Origin of the sequence: Photobacterium phosphoreum, from assembly GCF_002954725.1 — a bacterium.
Classification (GTDB): Bacteria; Pseudomonadota; Gammaproteobacteria; order Enterobacterales; family Vibrionaceae; genus Photobacterium; species Photobacterium phosphoreum.
Genome location: NZ_MSCQ01000001.1, coordinates 2135824 through 2157977, shown reverse-complemented (window position 1 = coordinate 2157977; position 22154 = coordinate 2135824). Strand labels below are relative to the sequence as shown.

Here is a 22154-nt window from a genome sequence, read left to right as displayed (position 1 = left end):
TGCGTAAACTAAGAATGGTTACCAGGGGCCGATAATGGCCCCTGATTTTTACTCAACGAATTCAAATCTGAGGATTATCACATGGCAACAGTTACAGCTGCCCTAGTTAAAGAACTGCGTGAACGTACTGGCGCAGGTATGATGGATTGTAAGAAAGCACTAGTAGAAGCTAACGCTGATATTGAGCTAGCAATCGAAAACATGCGTAAGAGCGGTGCTGCTAAAGCTGCTAAAAAAGCAGGTAACGTAGCAGCTGAAGGTACTATCATCATTAAAGATGCTGACGGTAAAGCAGCGCTTGTTGAAGTAAACTGCCAGACTGACTTCGTTGCTAAAGACGGTAGCTTCCTTGCATTCGCTAACATGGTTGCTGATGCAGCACTTGCTAGCCACGCAACAGTTGAAGAGCTTCAAGCACAATTTGAAGAAGCACGTATCGAGCTAGTAGCTAAGATCGGTGAGAACATCTCTATCCGTCGCGTAGCATACATCGCTGGTGATAAAGTTTCTACTTACACTCACGGTACTCGTATCGCAGTAGTTGTTGCTGGTAACGGCGACGCAGAAACTCTTAAGCACATCGCAATGCATGTTGCAGCATCTAACCCTGAATACGTTAACCCAAGTGACGTACCAGCTGAAGTTGTAGCAAAAGAGCGTGCTGTTCAAGTTGAAATCGCTATGAACGAAGGCAAGCCTCAAGCTATCGCAGAGAAGATGGTTGAAGGTCGCATGAAGAAGTTTACTGGCGAAGTTTCTCTAACTGGCCAAGCTTTCATCATGGAACCAAAGAAAACTGTTGGCGATATCTTGAAAGAAACAGGCGCTACAGTAACTAACTTCGTACGTTTAGAAGTTGGTGAAGGTATCGAGAAAGCTAAAGAAATGAGCTTTGCTGAAGAAGTAGCAGCTGTTCAAAAAGGCTAATCCTTTTTAATCAGAATATCAAAGACCGCAACCGACGTTGCGGTCTTTTTACAACTCCATATCTCAAAATCAGCTTGGAAGGTAAAAAAATGACTACAAACCCTAAACCAACTTATCAGCGTATTCTTCTAAAACTAAGTGGCGAAGCACTACAAGGTAAAGAAGGATTTGGTATTGACGCTCAAGTTCTTGACCGTATGGCACAAGAAGTAAAAGAACTCGTTGAATTAGGTGTTCAAGTCGGCCTTGTTATCGGAGGCGGTAACCTATTCCGTGGTGCTGGTCTGGCTGAAGCAGGTATGAACCGAGTTGTGGGCGACCACATGGGTATGCTAGCAACAGTAATGAACGGCTTAGCAATGCGTGATGCGCTGCACCGTGCCTATGTGAACGCGCGAGTAATGTCTGCTATTCCTCTAAACGGTGTATGTGATAATTATAACTGGGCTGATGCTATCAGTCAGTTACGTCAAGGCCGTGTTGTTATTTTCTCTGCAGGTACAGGCAATCCGTTCTTCACAACCGATTCTGCTGCATGTCTTCGTGGTATCGAAATCGAAGCTGATGTAGTATTGAAAGCAACAAAAGTTGAAGGCGTGTACACGGATGATCCAGTTAAAAATCCAGATGCTACGCTTTGTGAACAGCTGAGCTACCAAGATGTACTTGAAAAAGAACTTAAGGTCATGGATTTGGCTGCATTTACTCTTGCTCGTGACCACAACATGCCAATTCGTGTATTTAACATGAATAAGCCAGGTGCATTGCGCCGTGTTGTAATGGGTGAGCAAGAAGGTACGCTGATCACTAACGCTTAAGCCTTGTAAGATTAATGTAGCGCTGAAAATTAGCGCTATGATGACAGCATAATTTAAGGTATTTATCGTGATTAACGAAATCAAACAAGATGCGCAAACGCGCATGGAAAAAAGTGTTGATGCACTGAAAGGTCAATTAGTAAAAATTCGTACTGGCCGTGCACATCCAAGCCTACTTGACACTATTTATGTTGAGTATTACGGCGCAAGCACACCACTAAAGCAAGTTGCTAACGTGGTTGCAGAAGATTCACGTACATTGGCGATTACGGTATTTGACCGTGAATTGTCAGCGAAAGTTGAAAAAGCAATTATGATGTCTGATTTGGGTTTAAATCCAATGTCAGCAGGTACGGTAATTCGTGTGCCATTGCCACCGCTAACAGAAGAGCGTCGTCGCGATCTTGTTAAGATTGTACGTGCTGAAGCTGAGCAAGGCCGTGTTGCTGTACGTAACATCCGTCGTGATGCTAATGCTACAGTTAAGTCTTTATTAAAAGATAAAGATATTTCTGAAGATGATGATCGTCGTGCACAAGATGAAATTCAGAAACTAACAGATGAAGCTATCAAGAATATTGAAGCTGTTCTTGAAGTGAAAGAAAAAGAGCTAATGGAAGTTTAAGACATTATTGTCTTAATTTAGCTGACAAAGTTAAGGCGCTGTGCGGCAGCACGGCGCTTTTTTTTTGAGGGATAAATATGGCACAACCTTCTATAGACGCTGTTCTTTCAGCCGACTATCTTCCACAACACATCGCAGTGATTATGGATGGTAATGGCCGTTGGGCTAAAGCCAAAGGTAAAGCGCGAGTATTTGGCCATAAAGCAGGAGTAGAAGCGGTACGTAAGACCGTCTCTACGGCAAATCGACTAGGTATTAAGGTCGTGACTTTGTTTGCTTTTAGTAGTGAAAATTGGCGTCGTCCTGAGGATGAAGTTTCATTACTAATGGAATTATTCATGACCGTTTTAGGTCGTGAAGTTAAAAGACTACATAAAAATAATATTCGATTATGTATTATCGGAGACAAAAGTCGCTTCAGTGCTCGACTGCAGAAAAAAATTACTGCAGCAGAATTATTAACTGAAGATAACACTGGGCTAGTGTTAAATGTGGCAGCTAACTATGGCGGTCAATGGGATATTCTGCAAGCAACGAAGAAAATGATGCAGCGTGTTATTGATCAACAACTTGATATTGACTCTCTGACTGAACAAGATTTAGCGCAGGGGTTAGTGACTCAAGGCTTACCCGATGTTGATTTATTAATTCGTACCAGTGGCGAGTGTCGCATTAGTAATTTTATGTTATGGCAAACTGCTTATGCTGAATTATATTTCACTGAACAACATTGGCCAGATTTTGATGAAGAAAGTTTGGTAAATGCTGTAGCATGGTTTGTAAATCGTGAGCGCCGCTTTGGTTGTACTGGCGAGCAGATACAAGCTTTGTTAAAATAAAAAAACATTATTTTCGCCAATACGCAATGTTGTGTGTTGGCGTTATTGTTTAAGTAGCGGTTTTTTCCGATACTATATTTCTTATATAAAAGAGGACGCAGTTTGCTCAAGCAACGAATTATTACCGCGTTAATCCTCGCGCCACTTGTCATTGCAGGAATCTTTTTTCTGCCGTTACCTGCTTTTATTATTGCCATGGCTGCAATAACCTTAGTTGGTTTCTGGGAGTGGACGCAGTTTGTTAACGCATCATCACGTATTAATGCGATGATTTTACCGACTATCATACTGGGAGCAAGCCTTGCGCTGTTACCCACTGATCCCGCATCTCTCTCTCATCCTGATGGTATCTATCGTACTATTTTACTTATTGGTGGTTTGTGGTGGTTAGTCGCATCCGCATTAGCTATTAGTTATCCTAAAAGTGCTGATTTCTGGTCAAATAACCCTTTTCTAAAGCAAATTTTTGGGTTGCTCACATTATTGCCTTTTTTTTGGAGTATTTTAATGCTCCGCGCAGTGAATTATGACAATAATCCCTACCATGGTGCTTGCTTAGTTTTACTAGTGTGCTTATTAGTATGGGCGGCTGATACTGGCGCTTATTTCTCTGGCAAGCGTTTTGGTAAGCATAAGATGGCACCGGCAGTGAGTCCAAATAAAACCATCGAAGGGTTAGTCGGCGGAGCGTGTTTAGCGCTTGTTGTTACTTGGCTTGGTTCACATTTATTATCGATTGAGTTTACATCGTTGGGCCAATTATTCTTTATTGCTATTATTACAGTGATTATCTCGGTTTTAGGCGACTTAGTTGAAAGTATGTTTAAGCGAGTTTCTGGTATTAAAGACAGCGGTAATATTTTGCCTGGGCATGGTGGTATTCTTGATCGTATTGATAGTTTAACTGCCGCTATCCCTGTATTTGCATTGCTCTATCTGTGGCTAATATAATTAATAACAACCTTCTCTTTTAAAGGCAGCTATTTTGCTGCCTTTTTTGTAACTGTAAGTGATTTTATGCGTAAGTTAACGATTCTTGGTGCGACTGGCTCGATTGGTAGTAGCACATTAGCGGTAATCGCTCAAAACCCTGATTCATTTGAAGTCACTGCACTAGCTGCGGGCTCTAATGTTGATAAAATGTTTGCCCTTTGTCAGCAATGGCAACCGCAATATGCTGCGATGGCAAGTGTGATTGCGGCAGCTCAACTTAACGCGTTAGTGCAGCAAGCAGGGTTAAATATCACGGTATTAAGTGGTGATGATGGTATTTGCCATGTTGCAGCGTTAGATGAAGTCGATACCGTGATGGCTGCTATTGTTGGTGCCGCAGGCTTATTACCCACCATGGCAGCGGTTAAAAAAGGTAAGCGGATTTTATTAGCGAATAAAGAAGCGCTAGTCATGACGGGTCAAATGTTCATTGATGCTTGCGAAGAGTATGGCGCAGAATTACTGCCAGTTGATAGTGAGCATAATGCGATATTTCAAGCGTTACCTGTTGAGATTCAACGTCGAATGGGGCGCTGTGATTTAGCGGCTCATGGTGTCAGTAAGGTGTTATTAACCGGTTCTGGTGGCCCATTCCGTTATACTGATATCAGTGCCTTAGATGCTGTAACACCCGCGATGGCGATTGCGCATCCGAATTGGTCTATGGGGCCTAAAATTTCAGTCGATTCTGCAACCATGATGAATAAAGGTTTGGAATATATTGAAGCGCGGTGGCTATTTAATGCGAGTCGCGAGCAGATGCAAGTTGTTATTCATCCGCAGTCAGTGATCCACTCAATGGTGCAATATAAAGATGGTTCAGTCATTGCACAAATGGGATTACCTGATATGTGTACTCCGATTGCGTGTGCAATGGCTTACCCTGAGCGGGTAGAATCTAGCGTAGCTCCGCTGGATTTTAGTAAAATCGGTGAGTTTACCTTTATGGAACCTGATTTTGAACGCTATCCATGTTTGAAATTAGCCATTGATGCGTGTTATCAGGGGCAAGCTGCAACCACTACCTTAAATGCAGCTAATGAAATTGCTGTTGCTGCGTTTTTAAATAATCAGATCCGTTTCACTGACATTGCGAAAGTGAATAAAGCAGTGTTAGACGTAGCGGTATTAACTGAACCTAATGATATTGATGCCGTCATGGTGCTAGATCAGCAAGCGCGAGAGCTTGCACTAGACATTATTGCGAAGGATTTTGCATGATTGAATTTATCCGTAATTTAAGCGCGTTTTTAGTTGCTCTTGGTATTCTTATCGCTGTGCATGAGTTTGGCCATTTTTGGGTTGCTCGTCGCTGTGGTGTGTATGTTGAACGTTTTTCTATTGGTTTTGGTAAAACCTTATTTAAGCGTGTAGGTAAAGACGGTACTGAATACGTATTAGCGATGATACCACTGGGTGGTTACGTTAAAATGCTTGATGAGCGGGTAGCTGAAGTTGCACCTGAGCAGCGCCATATGGCGTTTAATAATAAGAAAATATGGCAGCGAAGTGCTATTGTTGCCGCAGGGCCAATGGCAAACTTTGTGTTTGCTATTTTTGCTTATTGGGTGGTGTATTTAATTGGGGTGCCAGCATTAAAGCCAATGATTGGTGAAGTGGCACCACAATCAATTGCCGCTAAAGCGGGAATTATTCCGGGAATGGAACTAAAATCAGTTTCTGGACTCGAAACATCTGATTGGGAATCAGCCAATATGGCATTGATTTCTCAAATAGGTGATAAACAAGTGGTTATAACGGCACAAGAACCTAACAGTTCGGTTGTTGTTTCACGTACACTTGATTTAACACATTGGTCATTTGATCCTGAATCACAGCGAGTATTGACGACACTGGGTATCACCCCATTTACACCGCCAATTACGCTAACTGTTTCACAACTTGTTGATAATAGTGCAGCAATTGATGCAGGATTTAAATTAAATGATAAGATTGTCGCAATAGGTAATAAACCAGTCACGCAGTGGCAGCAATTTGTTGACGCTGTGCGTTCTCATCCTGGGACAACGCTACAAGTTGAAGTTTTACGTGATGGGGAACCAGTGATGCTATCATTGACGCCTCGTGTAAAAGTGGAAGCTGATGGCAAAGAAGTTGGCTATGTAGGATTGGCACCAAGTATTGAACCTTGGCCAGCATCGTACAAAGTTAATTTGCAGTTTGGTCCCATTGATGCGGCGATAAAAGCGACAGAAAAAACCAAGCAATTAGTGTTACTAACGTTTGATATGGTCACTAAGCTTGTTACTGGTGATGTTGCAATAAAAAACCTTAGCGGGCCGATATCTATCGCGAAAGGGGCTGGAATGACTGCCGAGTTTGGTTTGGTGTATTTCCTTGGTTTCTTAGCGTTGATTAGTGTTAACTTAGGTATTGTAAACCTATTACCTTTACCTGTACTTGATGGTGGACATTTAATGTTCTTTGCTATCGAGGCGGTAACTCGTCGTCCTGTATCTGAACGAATTCAGGATATTGGCTATAGAGTGGGATCAGCCATTTTGGTTGCGTTAATGGCGGTTGCGCTATTCAATGATTTTACCCGACTTTAATAAATGCGTATTTAGCAAGGAATAATCAGTACAGTAATGGCGATTAAAAAACTGTTAGTCGCATCGCTGCTTTTAACAAGCAGCGTTGCGCATAGCGCGGAAAATAAATTTGTAGTTGATAACATTCGTTTTGAAGGTCTTCAGCGGGTCACTATGGGCGCAGCATTGTTAAAAATGCCGGTTCGAGTAGGCGACACTGTTGATCCGCAGGACATTTCAACGCTGATCAAATCTCTTTATTCTTCCGGCAATTTTGAAGATATTAAGGTATATCGAGACGGTAATACGTTACTGGTCGATGTAAAAGAGCGTCCAACCATTGCTGATATTACCTTTGCCGGTAATAAAGCGATCAAAGATGAGCAGCTAAAAGAGAACCTTGAAGCATCAGGCTTACGTGTTGGTGAGGCACTTGATAGAACAACGTTATCTAAGATCGATAAAGGTCTAGAGGATTTCTACTATAGCGTCGGTAAATATAATGCCACTGTAGAAGCTGTTGTTACGCCTTTACCTCGTAACCGTGTTGATATTAAATTTGTCTTTACTGAGGGCGTATCTGCTAAAATTAAGCAGATCAATATCCTTGGTAATCATGTTTTCAGTGATGCTGATTTAGTCGGTAAGTTTAAGCTTAAGGACAGTGTGCCTTGGTGGGACTTTATGGCTAATGAAAAATATCAAAAACAAGTATTGCAAGGCGACTTAGAAACATTACGCTCGCAGTACTTAAATAATGGCTATTTAAAGTACCGTCTAGAATCAACGCATGTTGCTATTTCTCCTGATAAAAAAGGCGTGTACATTACTTTAAAAGTTCATGAAGGTGAGCAATACAAGGTTAAAAACGTTAAGTTCCAAGGTGACGTTGCAGGCCGTATTGCTGAGTTTGATAAGCTAGTCACGTTTAAAGCTGGCACTGTTTACAATGGTGCTGAAGTTACCGCGTTAGAAGAAGCGGTTAAGCGTGAGTTGGGTAAGGCGGGTTACGCTTATCCAAAAGTGACTATTATGCCTGAGTTTGACGATGCGGCACATCAAGTGTCTTTAATCGTTAATGTTGAACAGGGTAAACGTGTTTATGTACGTAATATTGAATTTAGCGGTAATAACACCACTAAAGATGAAGTATTACGTCGTGAAATGCGTCAAATGGAAGGTTCATGGCTCAACGGTAAAGCAATCGAAACAGGTAAGGAGCGTTTAAACCGAACCGGTTTCTTTGAAAATGTTGATGTTCAAACTGTGCGTGTTCCTGGTTCAGATGATCAGGTTGATGTGAAGTACAAAGTTAAAGAAGCTAACTCTGGTAGTGTCAACTTCGGTGTTGGTTATGGTACTGAATCTGGTATTAGTTTTCAGGCGGGTTTAACCCAACAAAACTTCCTAGGTACAGGTAATTTATTTGGCATTAATGCGATGACCAATGATTACTCTAAGAATATTAGCCTTGAATACAAAGATCCGTACTTTACGATCAATAACGTTAGCTTAGGTGGTAAAGTTTACTATAACGAGTTTGAAGCATCTGATGCCAATATCTCGGATTATACCAACCAAAGTTATGGTGCGAGTTTAACCTGGGGTTTCCCATTCAATGAATTGAACTACTTCGATTTTAGCTTGGGTTATGATCATAATAAGATCTCTAATATCCAAGATTACTATCAGATCCAACAATTCAAGAAGATCCATGGTTTTGATGAAAATAGTGATAATGCGATTGAACTTGATGACTTCAGCTGGAGTGTTTCATGGACGCGTAATCACCTAAACCGCGGTTATTTCCCTACTTCGGGTAATTACCAGAATGCGTCATTTAAGATGACTATTCCAGGTTCAGATTCACAATACTTTAAGACTCAATACGATGTTCGTCAGTACATTCCTTTAACGGAAAAACAAGACTACACCTTATTACTCCGTGGTAAATTAGGTTACGGCAACGGTTACGGTAAAACGGATAATGGCAGCGATCAATTAATGCCATTCTATGAGAACTACTATGCGGGTGGTTTTACTACTATTCGTGGTTTCCGCTCTAATACTGTTGGTCCTAAAGCGGTTTATGGCGAAGGCCAAGGCAATAACCAAAAGGGTGTAGTTAGCGACGAATCTACTGGTGGTAATGCGATTGCACTTGCGAGTATGGAGTTAATTGTTCCAACCCCGTTTGCTTCTCAAGAAGTGAAAAACCAAGTACGTACCAGTTTCTTCGTTGATGCTGGTTCAGTATGGGATACTGAATTCCACCCAGATTATACTAACGCAAGCTCATTACCTGATTATTCAGATCCAGGTATGATTCGAGCGTCTTACGGTGCTGCATTACAGTGGATGTCCCCAATGGGTCCACTTGTGTTCTCGGTTGCTAAACCAATCAAGAAATATGAAGGGGATGATGAAGAGTTCTTCACATTCACCATTGGTCAGTCATTCTAATTATTAAGGAGAGTCTTTTGAAACAGTGGATTAAAGCAGCAAGTTTAGGTTTGGTTATTTTATCTTCATCTATGTATGCCAATGCAGCAGAAGCAACACAAAAAATTGGTTATGTGTCGACAGGTCAGGCAATGTCTGAATTAGCGACACGTTACAAAGTACAAGAGAAATTGCAAAAAGAGTTCAGTGGTCGTGTTGCTGCGTTACGTTCGATTGAAGGTAAAATGAAAACCAAAATCGAAAAAATGAAGCGTGATGGTGAGTTAATGACACCTCAACAACGTACTGATATTCAACGTGAGCTTGCAGCACTTGATTCTGATTATAAGCTAAAAGCAAAAGCTTTATCGGAAGATCAACGTCGTCGTGGCATGGAAGAAGAGCAGAAATTGGTTAAGAAAATCCGTACTGCTATCGATACTGTTGCGAAGAAAAATGGCTACAATGTTGTGCTAGATGCGCAAGCGGTATTGTTTGCAAATAAGAGCGATGACTTATCGTCTAAAGTTATTGCTGCCGTAAAATAAAACAGTAACCCTGTGGTAAACGTTGTAGCTGACAGGTTCAGCTACAACTTTTGATCTAACAGCCACCTTATGTGGCTGTTGTTACAAGAGAGATAGAATAAAATGGCTGAAATTACGCTTGCTGAATTAGCAGATAAATTAGGTGCAGAGCTACATGGCGACGGCACAACTAAAATTCATTCGATTGCTGCGATGGGCAAGGCGACTGCCGGGCAAATAACGTTCCTTTCTGATAGCAAGTACCGTCAACAGCTTAGTCAGTGTCAAGCGGATGCAGTAATGCTACGAGAAGCGGATGTCGAATTTTTTAATGGCAACATGCTTGTCGTAAAAGACCCTTATCTTAGCTATGCCTTAGTGGCTCAACTTCTTGATACAACGCCTGTTGCCGCGATGGATATTGCCGCGTCAGCGTATGTTGACCCAACGGCAACACTTGGTAGTAATGTTGCTATTGGTCACAATGCGGTGATTGAAGCGGGAGTGCAATTGGGCGATAACGTCCAAATTGGTGCGGGTTGTTTTATTGGTAAAAATGCCGTTATTGGTAATAACACCAAATTGTGGGCAAATGTCACTATTTATCATGATGTAGTGCTCGGCTCACAATGCCTTGTACAATCAAGTACCGTTATTGGTGCTGATGGCTTTGGTTATGCGAATGATAAAGGTGAGTGGGTTAAGATCCCTCAACTGGGTTCGGTTCGCATAGGCAATCGAGTTGAAATTGGTGCATGTACCAGTATTGACCGCGGTGCATTAGAAGATACCATTATTGCTGATAACGTTATTATTGATAACCAGATGCAAATCGCTCATAACGTGCAGATCGGATATGGTACAGCGATGGCGGGTGGTACTATTGTTGCTGGCAGTACTACCATCGGTAAATATTGTATTATTGGTGGTGCCTCGGTACTTAATGGCCATATTAAGATTGCTGATGGTGTCACAATTACTGGTATGGGAATGGTAATGCGCAGTATCGAAGAAAAAGGTATGTATTCTTCAGGTATTCCGCTACAACCTAATAAAGAGTGGCGTCGAACAGCTACCCGGGTTCATCGTATTGATGATATGAATAAACGTCTAAAGGCAGTTGAAAAACAACTTAAAGCTAAAGACGAATAATTTTTATCAGCATTGATTGGCCTGCCTTTGTGTAGGCCATTTTGCATTTTCATAGCATATTTTTTTACATGTTTTTAAAACAGGAATTTAGTTTTGACGACCGAAAATAAGACGTTAAACATCACCGAAATTCAGGAACTTCTTCCTCACCGTTACCCATTCCTTATGATTGATCGTGTCACCAATTATGATGAAGGTAAAACCTTAACCGCTATTAAAAATGTGTCTGTTAATGAGCCACAGTTTACCGGTCACTTTCCTAAAATGCCGATATTTCCTGGCGTATTAATTTTAGAAGCAATGGCACAAGCAACGGGTTTATTAGCCTTTAAAACCTTTGGTGCTCCAGCAGAAAATGAACTGTACTACTTTGCGAGTATTGATAAAGCGAAGTTCCGTAAGCCTGTTGTACCCGGTGACCAACTGATTCTTGAAGTTGAATTTATTAAAGAGCGTCGCGGTATCGCGTTATTTAATGGTATCGCTAAAGTTGATGGCGAAACTGTGTGTTCAGCAGAACTTAAGTGTGCGAGACGAGTATTCTCATGATTCATGAAAGTGCGAAAATTCATCCATCAGCAGTGATTGAAGATGGGGTGATCATTGGCGCAAACGTCACTGTTGGCCCATTTACCTATATTGCAACAGGGGTTGAAATTGGTGAAGGCACTGAGATAATGTCTCATGTCGTCATTAAAGGCCCAACGGTTATCGGTAAAGATAATCGTATTTTCCCGTTTGCTGTTGTTGGTGAAGAGTGCCAAGACAAGAAGTTTAGCGGTGAAGCGACACGCTTAGAAATCGGTGATCGTAATGTGATCCGTGAAAGTGTCCAGATCCACCGTGGCACCACGCAAGATAAGGGCGTTACTGTTGTTGGTAATGACAACTTGTTATGTGTAAATGCCCATATTGCCCACGATGTCGTTGTTGGTAATCATACTCATATTGGTAATAACTCTATTTTAGGCGGTCATGTTACTGTTGGCGATTATGCTGGTGTGATGGCATTGTCTGCTATTCACCCATTCTGTACTGTGGGCGCTTACAGTTATATCGGCGGTTGTTCTGCGGTAGTACAAGACGTACCACCGTATGTATTAGCGCAAGGTAACCACGCTAAACCTTTTGGTTTAAACATTGTTGGTTTACAGCGTAATGGATTTGAAAAACCAGAATTACACGCTATTCGCCGTGCTTATAAAGAAATTTATCGTTCAGGTAAAACATTGGCAGAAGTAAAGCCAGTGCTAGCTGAAATGGCAAAAGATTGGCCATCAGTTGGACGTTTCTCTGAATTACTTGATAACTCAGAACGCGGTATTATTCGCTAATGACGAAGCCTCTTCGAATAGCGATTGTTGCCGGAGAAATCTCCGGCGATATTTTAGGTGCTGGTTTTATTCAAGCAGTAAAAGTGCGCTATCCTGATGCTGAATTTGTCGGGGTTGCAGGACCTCGCATGCAAGCCCAAGGCTGTGAAGCGCTGTTTGATATGGAAGAGTTAGCCGTGATGGGGATCGTTGAGGTCCTTGGTCGGTTGCCGCGATTATTCAAAGTAAAAGCAGAGCTTGTTAAGTACTTTAGCGACAATCCACCTGATGTGTTTGTCGGTATCGATGCGCCTGATTTTAATTTACGGCTTGAAAAAGACTTAAAAGATCGCGGTATAAAAACCGTACATTATGTCAGTCCATCAGTGTGGGCATGGCGTCAAAAGCGGATCTTTAAAATTGAAGCGGCAACGAATTTAGTGTTGGCTTTCCTGCCGTTTGAAAAAGCATTTTACGATAAGTTTAATGTGCCGTGTCAGTTTGTCGGCCATACCATGGCCGATGCTATTCCATTGCAAACCGATCAAATGGCCGCTCGTGAATTACTAGGCTTAGAGCCAACCAAACGCTGGTTGGCAGTATTGCCTGGTAGTCGTGGTAGTGAAATGGGTATGCTCGCTGAGCCTTTTATTCAAACTTGCCAGCAACTCAAAGCCAAGCATCCTGAGTTAGGTTTTGTGGTGGCGTTGGTGAATGAAAAACGTCGGGCTCAATTTGAACAAGCATGGCAAGCAACCGCACCTGAATTAGATTTCGAGTTAGTCGATGATACTGCCCGTAATGTGATGATAGCGGCTGATGCGGTGTTATTAGCCTCAGGGACGGTTGCATTAGAATGTATGCTGGTGAAACGTCCGATGGTGGTGGGCTATAAAGTAAAACCCCTGACGGCTTGGATTGCCAAGCGAATGCTAAAAACCAAGTATGTGTCACTGCCTAATATTATGGCTGATCGTGAATTAGTCACCGAGCTACTTCAGGAAGATTGTACGCCTGATAAGTTGTTCCATGAAGTTGATAAAATCCTTTATGGTGACACAACGGCATTGATGGCGCAGTTTGAACAGATGCATAAAACCATTCGTTGTAATGCCGATGAGCAAGCGGCACAAGCAGTGTTAGCATTAATTGATAAGGCATAGTTATTATGGCTAAAAACATTATGTCTAAAAAATATTGTGGCTAAAAATATTATGGCTGAAAAGATAGAATATCCTCCGTTTGTGTACCCACAAGCTGATTGTATTGCGGGTGTTGACGAAGTGGGTCGTGGTCCATTAGTGGGTGCAGTCGTGACGGCGGCAGTGATTTTAGATCCTAATAATCCGATTGTTGGATTAACAGATTCTAAAAAATTGAGTGAGAAAAAACGCAATCTATTGTTTGATGAAATAAAACAAAAGGCGCTGGCGTGGTCTTTGGGTCGTTGTGAAGCCGATGAAATTGATCAGCTGAATATTTTACAAGCGACCATGGTTGCGATGCAGCGTGCCGTGGCTGGACTTGATATCCAACCTGATTTTGTATTAATCGATGGTAATAAAACCCCAGCATTACCAATGGCGGCACAAGCGGTAGTTAAAGGTGATTTACGGGTTGCCGAAATCAGTGCAGCGTCAATTATTGCAAAAGTCACTCGCGACCGTGAAATGGAAATCTTGGATGCAGAGTTTCCACAGTATGGTTTTGCAAAGCATAAAGGCTATCCAACCAAAGCCCATTTTGCCGCATTAGAGCAATATGGTGCGATTGAACAACACCGAAAAAGTTTTAAACCGGTTAAGCGCGTATTGGGCCTTGATTAAGCTCCGATGATTGCGTGATAAAAAGGCGAACCATTTGGTATCGCCTTTTTTTATACGCGAATTATTCCCCGATCGGGTATAATTTTTGTTAATTAAGTAATGTAATGAATTAGGTTGTCATGGCAGAACCACGTTTTATCCACCTTCGAGTTCATAGTGATTATTCAATGATCGATGGCTTGGCGAAAGTGAAACCTATCGTTAAGCGCGCTACTGAACTTGGCATGCCAGCACTGGCTCTCACTGATTTCACTAACCTGTGTGGTTTAGTGAAGTTTTATTTTGCTGCCCATGATGCGGGTATGAAGCCGATTATTGGTGCTGATTTTAAGGTCCAAAGCCAAGAAATGGGCGATGAGCTGTTTGAACTCACCATTCTTGCTGCCAATAATGAAGGCTATAAAAACCTGACATTATTAATTTCAGAAGCGTATCAGCGTGGTCATGTTCAGCATCAGCCAGTGATTGATAAAGAATGGCTCATTAAACACCGTGAAGGGCTAATTATTTTATCTGGCGGTAGAACGGGCGATGTTGGGCGTGCATTATTAAAAGGTAATCAACAGCTAACGGACGCTTGTGTTGCTTTTTATCAAACCTATTTTCCTGATAGCTATTATTTAGAGTTGGTTCGTACTGGTCGTAGTGATGAAGATGCGTATCTTCATTTTGCGATTGAGCTAGCGGAACAATGTGACTTGCCCGTGGTTGCAACCAATGATGTGCGATTACTGACCGCAGATCAATTTGATGCCCATGAAATTCGAGTGGCTATCCATGATGGTTATACCATGGTCGATCCTAACCGACCTAAGCTTTACAGTGAACAGCAGTACTTGCGCAGCGAAGATGAGATGTGCGAGTTGTTTGCTGATATTCCTGAAGCACTGCAAAACTCGGTAGAAATCGCCAAACGCTGTAATGTTACAGTACGTTTAGGGGAATATTTCCTGCCGAATTTCCCGACCGGTGACATGAGTATCGAAGACTTTTTGGTGGCTAAATCCCAACAAGGTCTTGAAGAACGACTTGAATTTCTGTTTCCTGATCCCGCGGTTCGCGTCCAACGTCGTCCTGAATATGATGAACGTTTAGAAATCGAATTGAAAGTTGTTAACCAAATGGGGTTCCCTGGTTACTTCTTGATCGTCATGGAATTTATTCAGTGGTCAAAAGATAACGATGTCCCTGTAGGTCCTGGTCGAGGGTCTGGTGCTGGTTCATTAGTGGCATACGCATTAAAAATCACTGATCTTGATCCACTTGAATTTGATTTACTGTTCGAACGTTTTCTTAACCCTGAACGTGTATCCATGCCCGATTTCGATATCGACTTTTGTATGGATAAGCGTGATTTAGTGATTGATCACGTTGCTGAGATGTATGGTCGTAACGCGGTATCACAGATCATTACTTTTGGTACCATGGCAGCCAAAGCGGTTATTCGCGATGTAGGCCGTGTGCTTGGGCATCCGTATGGCTTTGTCGATCGTCTTTCTAAATTAATTCCAGCAGAACCTGGAATGACGCTCGAAAAAGCGTTTGAAGTTGAGCCTCAATTAGGTCAATCATATGAAGCGGATGAAGAAATTCGTGATCTGATTGATATGTGTCGCATTCTAGAAGGTGTAACGCGTAACGCAGGTAAACACGCTGGTGGTGTGGTTATTTCACCGACAACCATCACCGATTTTGCACCATTATATTGTGATGCTGAAGGTAATAACCCTGTCACCCAATTTGATAAAAATGATGTTGAAACTGCAGGATTGGTGAAGTTTGACTTCTTGGGTCTGCGCACGTTAACCATCATTGATTGGGCGTTAGGGATGATCAACCCGCGTCGTGCCGAGCAAGGATTAGATCCAATTAACATTGCTGCAATTCCAATGGCGGATAAAAAGTCATTTGATATGTTGCAACGTTCAGAGTCAACCGCGGTATTCCAGTTGGAATCTCGGGGTATGAAAGATTTGATCAAACGTCTACAACCCGATTGCTTTGAAGATATGATCGCCTTGGTGGCATTGTTCCGCCCCGGCCCGTTGCAATCAGGCATGGTAGATAACTTCATCGACCGTAAGCATGGCCGCGAAGCCGTTTCTTACCCTGATGAAAAATGGCAACATGAGTCGTTAAAAGAAATTCTTGATCCCACCTACGGTATTATTCTGTATCAAGAACAGGTAATGCAGATTGCACAGGTACTGGCTGGCTATACCCTTGGTGGTGCCGACATGTTGCGTCGTGCGATGGGTAAGAAAAAAGCCTCTGAAATGGCTAAGCAGCGCGCGGTGTTTGAGCAAGGTGCTATCGACAACGGGGTTGATGGCGAACTGTCGATGAAAATCTTTGACTTGGTAGAGAAATTTGCCGGTTATGGTTTTAACAAATCACACTCCGCTGCTTATGCGTTAGTGTCGTACCAAACGTTATGGCTTAAAGCCCATTATCCTGCTGAGTTTATGGCAGCGGTAATGACGGCTGATATGGATAATACGGATAAGATCATTAGCTTGGTTGACGAATGTCATCGCATGAATCTTAAATTATTACCGCCAGATGTAAATAAAGGTCTGTATCGATTCAACGTTGATGATGAAGGTGCAGTCGTTTATGGTATTGGTGCTGTAAAAGGTGTCGGTGAAGGCCCGATTGAAAATATCATTAATGCTCGTGAAAAAGACGGTCATTTTAAAGATTTATTTGATTTCTGTGCCCGTATTGATACAAAGAAAGTCAATAAGCGTGTTCTGGAAAAGTTAATTAAATCAGGCGCATTGGATCGCTTAGGTCCAAATCGTGCTGCAATGCTGGCAACATTGGACGATGCGATTAAAGCTGCGAGTCAACACCATAAAGCACAAGCATCGGGTCAAGAAGATCTGTTTGGCGTTTTAACTGAAGCGCCTGAAGAAGTTGAACATGCTTATGCTAATATTGCAGAAGCACCAGAAAGTGTTTGGTTGGAAGGTGAGCGTGAAACATTAGGGTTATACTTAACGGGCCACCCCATTAATGCTTATATTTCAGAATTAAAGCATTACACCACCTGGCGTTTAAAAGATGCGCAGCAAACAGGGCGTGATAAAGTTGCTTCGGTTGCTGGGTTGGTGATTGCCGCTCGGGTGATGACCACCAAGCGTGGTAGTCGTATCGGTTTAATGACATTAGATGATCGTTCGGGCCGTATGGAGGTGATGTTATTCACTGATGCACTCGATCGTTACATGGATTTGCTCGAAAAAGACAAAATAGTGGTCGTATCTGGACAGGTCAGCTTTGATGATTTCAATGGTGGCCTTAGAATGTCAGCACGTGAAGTACTCGATATTTCAGAAGCACGAGAAAAACATCTTCGTGGTGTCGCTATTTCAGTAACGGAAGAGCAAATCGACGAACAATTTTTTTCCCGTTTCAGCCAAGTGCTGGAACCGCATAGAGCAGGTACTGTACCTGTACATATGTATTATCAGCGCTCGAATGCTCGGGCCAAGTTTACCCTAGGAACAGAGTGGCGGGTAACGCCTGCCGATAAACTATTATCGGACTTGAAAATACTCTTAGGTGATAAACAGGTCGAGCTTGAGTTTAATTAAGTTAGCTTATTATTTGTGGTAGGGTATAACTAAACCCTATCATTAAAATAAGCAAAAGGATTTTAAGTGGTATGAGCCTGAACTTCCTCGAGTTTGAACAGCCGATTGCAGAATTAGAAGCAAAGATTGAAGCGTTGCGTGATGTATCACGTCGCGATGAATCTAACTCGGTTGATCTTGAAAAAGAAATTGAGCAGCTAGAAAAGAAAAGCCTCGAATTAACTAAGAAAATCTTCGGTGATCTTGGTGCCTGGCAGGTTGCGCAACTCGCACGCCATCCTCAGCGCCCATATACTTTTGATTATGTCGAGCACATGTTCGAAGAGTTTGATGAATTAGCCGGTGATCGTGCTTTTGCTGACGATAAAGCGTTAGTCGGTGGTATTGCGCGTATTGATGGTCGTCCAATTATGGTTATTGGTCATCAAAAAGGACGTGGTACGACTGAAAAAGTTAAACGTAACTTTGGCATGCCAAAACCTGAAGGCTATCGTAAAGCGTTACGCTTAATGAAAATGGCTGAGCGTTTTAAAATGCCGATCATTACCTTCATTGATACAGCAGGTGCTTATCCTGGTGTGGGTGCTGAAGAACGTGGTCAATCAGAAGCGATTGCGACTAACTTAAAAGCAATGGCGGGACTGACTGTTCCTGTTATTTGTAATGTTGTTGGTGAAGGTGGTTCTGGTGGTGCATTAGCGATTGGTGTGGGTGATTGCGTTAACATGTTGCAATACTCAACCTATTCAGTGATTTCACCAGAAGGCTGTGCATCGATTCTATGGCGTGATGCTGATAAAGCCCCACAAGCTGCTGAAGCGATGGGACTGACAGCTCCTCGTTTGAAAGAACTTGAGCTGATCGATAATATTATCGAAGAGCCATTAGGTGGTGCGCACCGTAATGTGCCATTAATAGCAAACAGCTTAAAAGCACAAATTAAAGCGACATTAGAAGAGTTAGATCAGCTTGATACTGAAGCGCTACTTGAACGTCGTTACCAACGTTTAATGAGCTACGGCTACTGTTAATCGTTGTTGTTTATGTGTAGATAAAGAAGGTCAGCATTTATGCTGGCCTTTTTTTTATCTGTTTATGTGCAGCAATGCGGTTTGTCGGTGTTGGTTAATCCACTGCTGGTATAGACTAGGTAGTCTGTTTTTCGAAGATATAAGCCGATGTTATATTCTCATTTTTGTCATCAAATATTTGCCTACCCACCACGCACTCAACGGTTAGTGTTAGCGTTAAGCGGTGGCTTAGATTCACGGGTGATGCTGGATTTATTAGCCCGATTTACTCGTCAATATCCTGATTACCATGCGCATGCAGTTTATGTTCATCATGGATTAAGTTTTAACGCCGATACTTGGGCGCAGCAATGTGTCTCTTGGGCAATGGCGAGTGGTATTGAGTGTGATATTGAACGGGTACATTGTGAATTAGGCGGTGGTGCAAGCGTTGAGCAAGCCGCGCGTGATGCGCGTTATCAAGCATTATCAAATCATATTCAAGCGGGTGATACATTACTGACAGCGCAGCATGCTGATGATCAAATTGAAACTGTATTATTAGCCTTAAAACGAGGCAGTGGCCCTGCTGGATTAGCGGCAATGCCTGTTTTAACGACGTTTGCTCAAGGGCAGCACTTACGGCCGTTATTAACCATTAGTCGTGCAGACATTGAAGCCTATGGCACGCAGCATCAATTACAGTGGGTCGAAGATGAAAGCAATCAAGATCAGCGTTACGATCGTAATTTCATTCGTCATCAGATAACACCTCTGCTTAATGATCGTTGGCCGGGTATACGCAAAGCGGTAAGCCGTAGCGCATATTTATGTGGTGAACAAGAAGGCTTGTTAGAAGAATTGTTAAGCTTTCATTTACAGTCAGCGTTGCAAACCGACGGTAGTTTACTGATTTCGGAAAATCTCAGTGCCCGTTTAGGGATGGCATTAATTCGACAATGGTTAAAACAACAAGCGGTGATCATGCCGTCACTTGCTCAACTTGAACAAATTTGGTTTAACGTAGTACAAGCCAAAGTTGATGCTAATCCGCAAGTGTGTTGGCAGCAGTATCAAGTCCGTCGCTACCAACAGCAGCTATATCTGTTAGAGCAATGGGTAGATATTAGTGATTGGCGACAACAGTTACTGATTGATAAACCTTGTCAGTTACCACAGACGTTAGGGCATGTGTGTTTACAGCAACAATCACAAGCTGGGTTACGGTTACCTCATGCAGATGAAATGGTATCAGTACGATTTGATTATTTAGGTCCAGAGATAAAACCTCAAGGACGTAGCGGTAAGCGAAAATTTAAAAAATTACTCCAAGAATATCAGGTACCGAGTTGGTTACGTCGTCGCACACCGATGTTGTTTTATGGTGAGCAATTAGTCGCAATGGCTGATGTGTTTGTTGTAGATGAATTTATTGCACCAGCGACGGCCACGAGTAAGGTGCAATTTAAATGGCAACGTTCATAATATTTTAGTGCGTTTATCTTCTATTTCCCCTCGGCCTACACTAAGACCGTATATGTTAAATTATTTAACATATACGGTTGTTAAATAAATATTTATTCAGATAGATATTCTTTTGTTGCTAAAATATTCGAGCCATATTATCGTACTAGTTCACTGATACAGAAAAGCGTTAATAAAGGATAGAATATGAGCAAACCATCGACACTTGGAGGCGCATGCATTATTGCTAGTGTGTGCGTAGGCGCAGGTATGCTTGGGTTACCAAGTGCAGGTGCTGGAGCGTGGACATTATGGACCATACTCGCGATCTCAGTAACGATGGTAATGATGACATTATCTGGTTGGCTATTACTTGAAGCATTAAAGCACTATGAGTTTAAAGTGTCATTTAATACCATCACCAAAGATGTGCTTAAAGGCAAAGTGAATGCGATCAATAATCTGTCATTGTATTTTGTCGGTGGGATTCTGCTTTATGCGTATATTTCTTCATCGGGTATGATTTTTGGTAGCTTATTGGATATTAATGCCAAACTGGCTTCGGTATTATTTGTGATTGCTTCTTCTGTTTTTGTGCTTCATTCAACCCGCGCTGTTGATCGTATTTCCGTTTTATTAATTATTTTTATGGCGATCAGCTTTATTATTGGCATTTCTGGTCTTGCGACCAATATTCAGATACCCACTTTACTGGATAGTCTTGATTCACAAACCAGCCTTTCTCCTTATGCCCTCGCAATTTTGCCAGTAGCATTAACCTCTTTTGGTTATCATCATTCGGTGAGCACGATGCGTGATTATTACCGAGATGAAAATCGTGCCAAAAATGCCATTTTAGGTGGAACATTAATTGCCTTAACGTTTTATGTTATTTGGGTGGTATGTATTTTTGGTAATTTACCGCGTACACAATTTGGCCCGATTGTCGCTGCTGGTGGTAGTGTTGATGCATTAATGACAGCATTAGGTACTGTGGTAAATTCTGACAGCGTTAAACAAGCACTTAATATTTTTTCGATTGCTGCAGTCGTGTCATCATTTATTGGGGTTGGTTTAGGAGTATTTGATTACCTTGCTGATTTTTTCGGTTTTGAAGATACCAAACAAGGACGCTTTAAAACCTGGGCGGTTACCTTTATTCCACCATTAGTGTTTTCATTGTTTGCGCCGTTTGGATTTGTGGCTGCGATTGGTTTAGCGGGGGCTGCTGCTACGATTTGGACCTGTATTATTCCAGCATTGTTAGCCAAAAAACTGCGTCAGCGTCAACCTGAACAGCAAGGGTTTGTGGTACCGGGTGGTAATGTCACCGTTTATGCTGTGATTATTTTTGGCGTGCTAACGGCTATTTTCCATATCTTAGCGATGGTCGATATATTGCCAATATTTAATGGGTAGTGTGATCACTCATCCACAATAGAGACTATTGTATAACGAATAAAAACGGCACTCAGAGTGCCGTTTTTATTGCTTGGCTTGTTGCTAGTATCCGTTAACGAAATTGCTGAACTTGCGGTAAAAAATCAAATCCACCCGTCGCTAATTTTGCGATTAATTGTTCACGATCGATATCAAAGAATTTGACTAGATCATCTAGTGTATTAAATTCATCGCGGATCTTCATATTGACAATGCTCATCAACATTACAGTGTCCATGGTTTCAAATTTTGATAAATCCATTGTTTAGTCCTCGTGATCACTAATTAGTAAATTTGCAGCAGCAAAGGCTGCTTGTTCACGGACATCTAATGGCAGCTCAGCATTTGCTGCAATATCATCCAATGTTTTAATTACACACTTGATAGCAGTTGGAATATAGCCTTGATCACCACTGCCAATTTGGGCGTAAGTCACTCGAATTAATTCGCAACATTGATAAACTTGCATGGTCTTTCCTTAGCTAAAAATATTCACATAAGATCACAATAAAATGATCTTATGTGAAGCTATTTAAGTAGTTACTATGCTGGATATTATCATAGCAGCGAAAGAGATAAAAAATATTTGTGGTTATTCAGTTATAAAAAAAGCTGCCAAAATAGGCT

20 protein-coding genes are annotated in these 22154 nt (G+C 41.9%); 18 read left to right on the top strand and 2 right to left on the bottom strand.

The window, feature by feature from the left end; translation table 11 throughout:
- The first annotated feature begins 81 nt into the window (after positions 1–81).
- The 18 genes from tsf (at position 82) to BTO21_RS09310 (ending at position 21506) form a co-directional block, all read left to right on the top strand.
- Positions 82–927: a translation elongation factor Ts gene (tsf, locus tag BTO21_RS09395; protein WP_045031942.1), complete on the top strand. Its 846-nt coding sequence runs from the start codon at positions 82–84 to the stop codon at positions 925–927.
- Between the two features lie 89 nt (positions 928–1016).
- On the top strand, positions 1017–1745 hold the full coding sequence (pyrH, locus tag BTO21_RS09390; RefSeq protein WP_045031940.1) for a UMP kinase: 729 nt from the start codon (positions 1017–1019) through the stop codon (positions 1743–1745).
- Positions 1746–1812: 67 nt separating this feature from the next.
- A complete protein-coding gene (gene frr / locus BTO21_RS09385; protein WP_036793412.1) occupies positions 1813–2370 on the top strand; it encodes a ribosome recycling factor in 558 nt (185 codons plus the stop codon).
- A gap of 77 nt (positions 2371–2447) precedes the next feature.
- Positions 2448–3209 (top strand): isoprenyl transferase, encoded by a 762-nt coding sequence (locus BTO21_RS09380; RefSeq protein WP_105026777.1) that lies wholly within the window; start codon positions 2448–2450, stop codon positions 3207–3209.
- A gap of 102 nt (positions 3210–3311) precedes the next feature.
- Positions 3312–4160, top strand: coding sequence for a phosphatidate cytidylyltransferase (locus tag BTO21_RS09375; RefSeq protein ID WP_045031936.1), 849 nt, complete (start codon positions 3312–3314; stop codon positions 4158–4160).
- A 66-nt stretch (positions 4161–4226) separates the two neighbouring features.
- Positions 4227–5423, top strand: a complete 1197-nt coding sequence (ispC, locus tag BTO21_RS09370; RefSeq protein ID WP_045031934.1) for a 1-deoxy-D-xylulose-5-phosphate reductoisomerase — start codon at positions 4227–4229, stop codon at positions 5421–5423.
- Positions 5420–6775 carry a sigma E protease regulator RseP gene (gene rseP / locus BTO21_RS09365; protein ID WP_045031932.1) on the top strand — a complete coding sequence of 452 codons (1356 nt, stop codon included), beginning with the start codon at positions 5420–5422 and terminating at the stop codon, positions 6773–6775. Before ispC ends, rseP begins: the two co-directional genes overlap by 4 nt.
- 36 nt (positions 6776–6811) lie before the next feature.
- On the top strand, positions 6812–9217 hold the full coding sequence (gene bamA, locus BTO21_RS09360) for an outer membrane protein assembly factor BamA (RefSeq protein WP_045031930.1): 2406 nt from the start codon (positions 6812–6814) through the stop codon (positions 9215–9217).
- A 17-nt stretch (positions 9218–9234) separates the two neighbouring features.
- Positions 9235–9744, top strand: coding sequence for an OmpH/Skp family outer membrane protein (locus tag BTO21_RS09355; RefSeq protein WP_045031928.1), 510 nt, complete (start codon positions 9235–9237; stop codon positions 9742–9744).
- A gap of 102 nt (positions 9745–9846) precedes the next feature.
- Entirely contained in the window at positions 9847–10875 is a 1029-nt protein-coding gene (gene lpxD / locus BTO21_RS09350; protein ID WP_045031927.1) for a UDP-3-O-(3-hydroxymyristoyl)glucosamine N-acyltransferase, read from the top strand.
- A gap of 93 nt (positions 10876–10968) precedes the next feature.
- Complete coding sequence (fabZ, locus tag BTO21_RS09345; protein ID WP_045031925.1) at positions 10969–11424, top strand: 3-hydroxyacyl-ACP dehydratase FabZ; 456 nt, start codon at positions 10969–10971, stop codon at positions 11422–11424.
- Positions 11421–12209 (top strand): acyl-ACP--UDP-N-acetylglucosamine O-acyltransferase, encoded by a 789-nt coding sequence (gene lpxA, locus BTO21_RS09340; protein WP_045031923.1) that lies wholly within the window; start codon positions 11421–11423, stop codon positions 12207–12209. Before fabZ ends, lpxA begins: the two co-directional genes overlap by 4 nt.
- The gene (gene lpxB, locus BTO21_RS09335; protein ID WP_045031921.1) at positions 12209–13351 is read left to right on the top strand and encodes a lipid-A-disaccharide synthase; all 1143 of its coding nucleotides are present in this window, start codon (positions 12209–12211) and stop codon (positions 13349–13351) included. Before lpxA ends, lpxB begins: the two co-directional genes overlap by 1 nt.
- 51 nt (positions 13352–13402) lie before the next feature.
- Positions 13403–14014, top strand: coding sequence for a ribonuclease HII (gene rnhB, locus BTO21_RS09330; protein WP_045031957.1), 612 nt, complete (start codon positions 13403–13405; stop codon positions 14012–14014).
- Between the two features lie 119 nt (positions 14015–14133).
- Complete coding sequence (dnaE, locus tag BTO21_RS09325) at positions 14134–17613, top strand: DNA polymerase III subunit alpha (protein WP_045031920.1); 3480 nt, start codon at positions 14134–14136, stop codon at positions 17611–17613.
- A 71-nt stretch (positions 17614–17684) separates the two neighbouring features.
- A complete protein-coding gene (gene accA, locus BTO21_RS09320) occupies positions 17685–18644 on the top strand; it encodes an acetyl-CoA carboxylase carboxyl transferase subunit alpha (protein ID WP_045031918.1) in 960 nt (319 codons plus the stop codon).
- A 147-nt stretch (positions 18645–18791) separates the two neighbouring features.
- A complete protein-coding gene (gene tilS / locus BTO21_RS09315) occupies positions 18792–20108 on the top strand; it encodes a tRNA lysidine(34) synthetase TilS (RefSeq protein ID WP_045031916.1) in 1317 nt (438 codons plus the stop codon).
- A 186-nt stretch (positions 20109–20294) separates the two neighbouring features.
- Complete coding sequence (locus tag BTO21_RS09310; RefSeq protein ID WP_045031914.1) at positions 20295–21506, top strand: aromatic amino acid transport family protein; 1212 nt, start codon at positions 20295–20297, stop codon at positions 21504–21506.
- 94 nt (positions 21507–21600) lie between these two features.
- Here the strand turns inward: BTO21_RS09310 and BTO21_RS09305 are convergent, their stop codons facing one another.
- Both BTO21_RS09305 and BTO21_RS09300 read right to left on the bottom strand, forming a co-directional pair.
- Positions 21601–21789 (bottom strand): DUF4250 domain-containing protein, encoded by a 189-nt coding sequence (locus BTO21_RS09305; RefSeq protein WP_045031912.1) that lies wholly within the window; start codon positions 21787–21789, stop codon positions 21601–21603.
- A gap of 3 nt (positions 21790–21792) precedes the next feature.
- Positions 21793–21996: a YaeP family protein gene (locus BTO21_RS09300; RefSeq protein ID WP_045031910.1), complete on the bottom strand. Its 204-nt coding sequence runs from the start codon at positions 21994–21996 to the stop codon at positions 21793–21795.
- Positions 21997–22154: the final 158 nt, after the last annotated feature.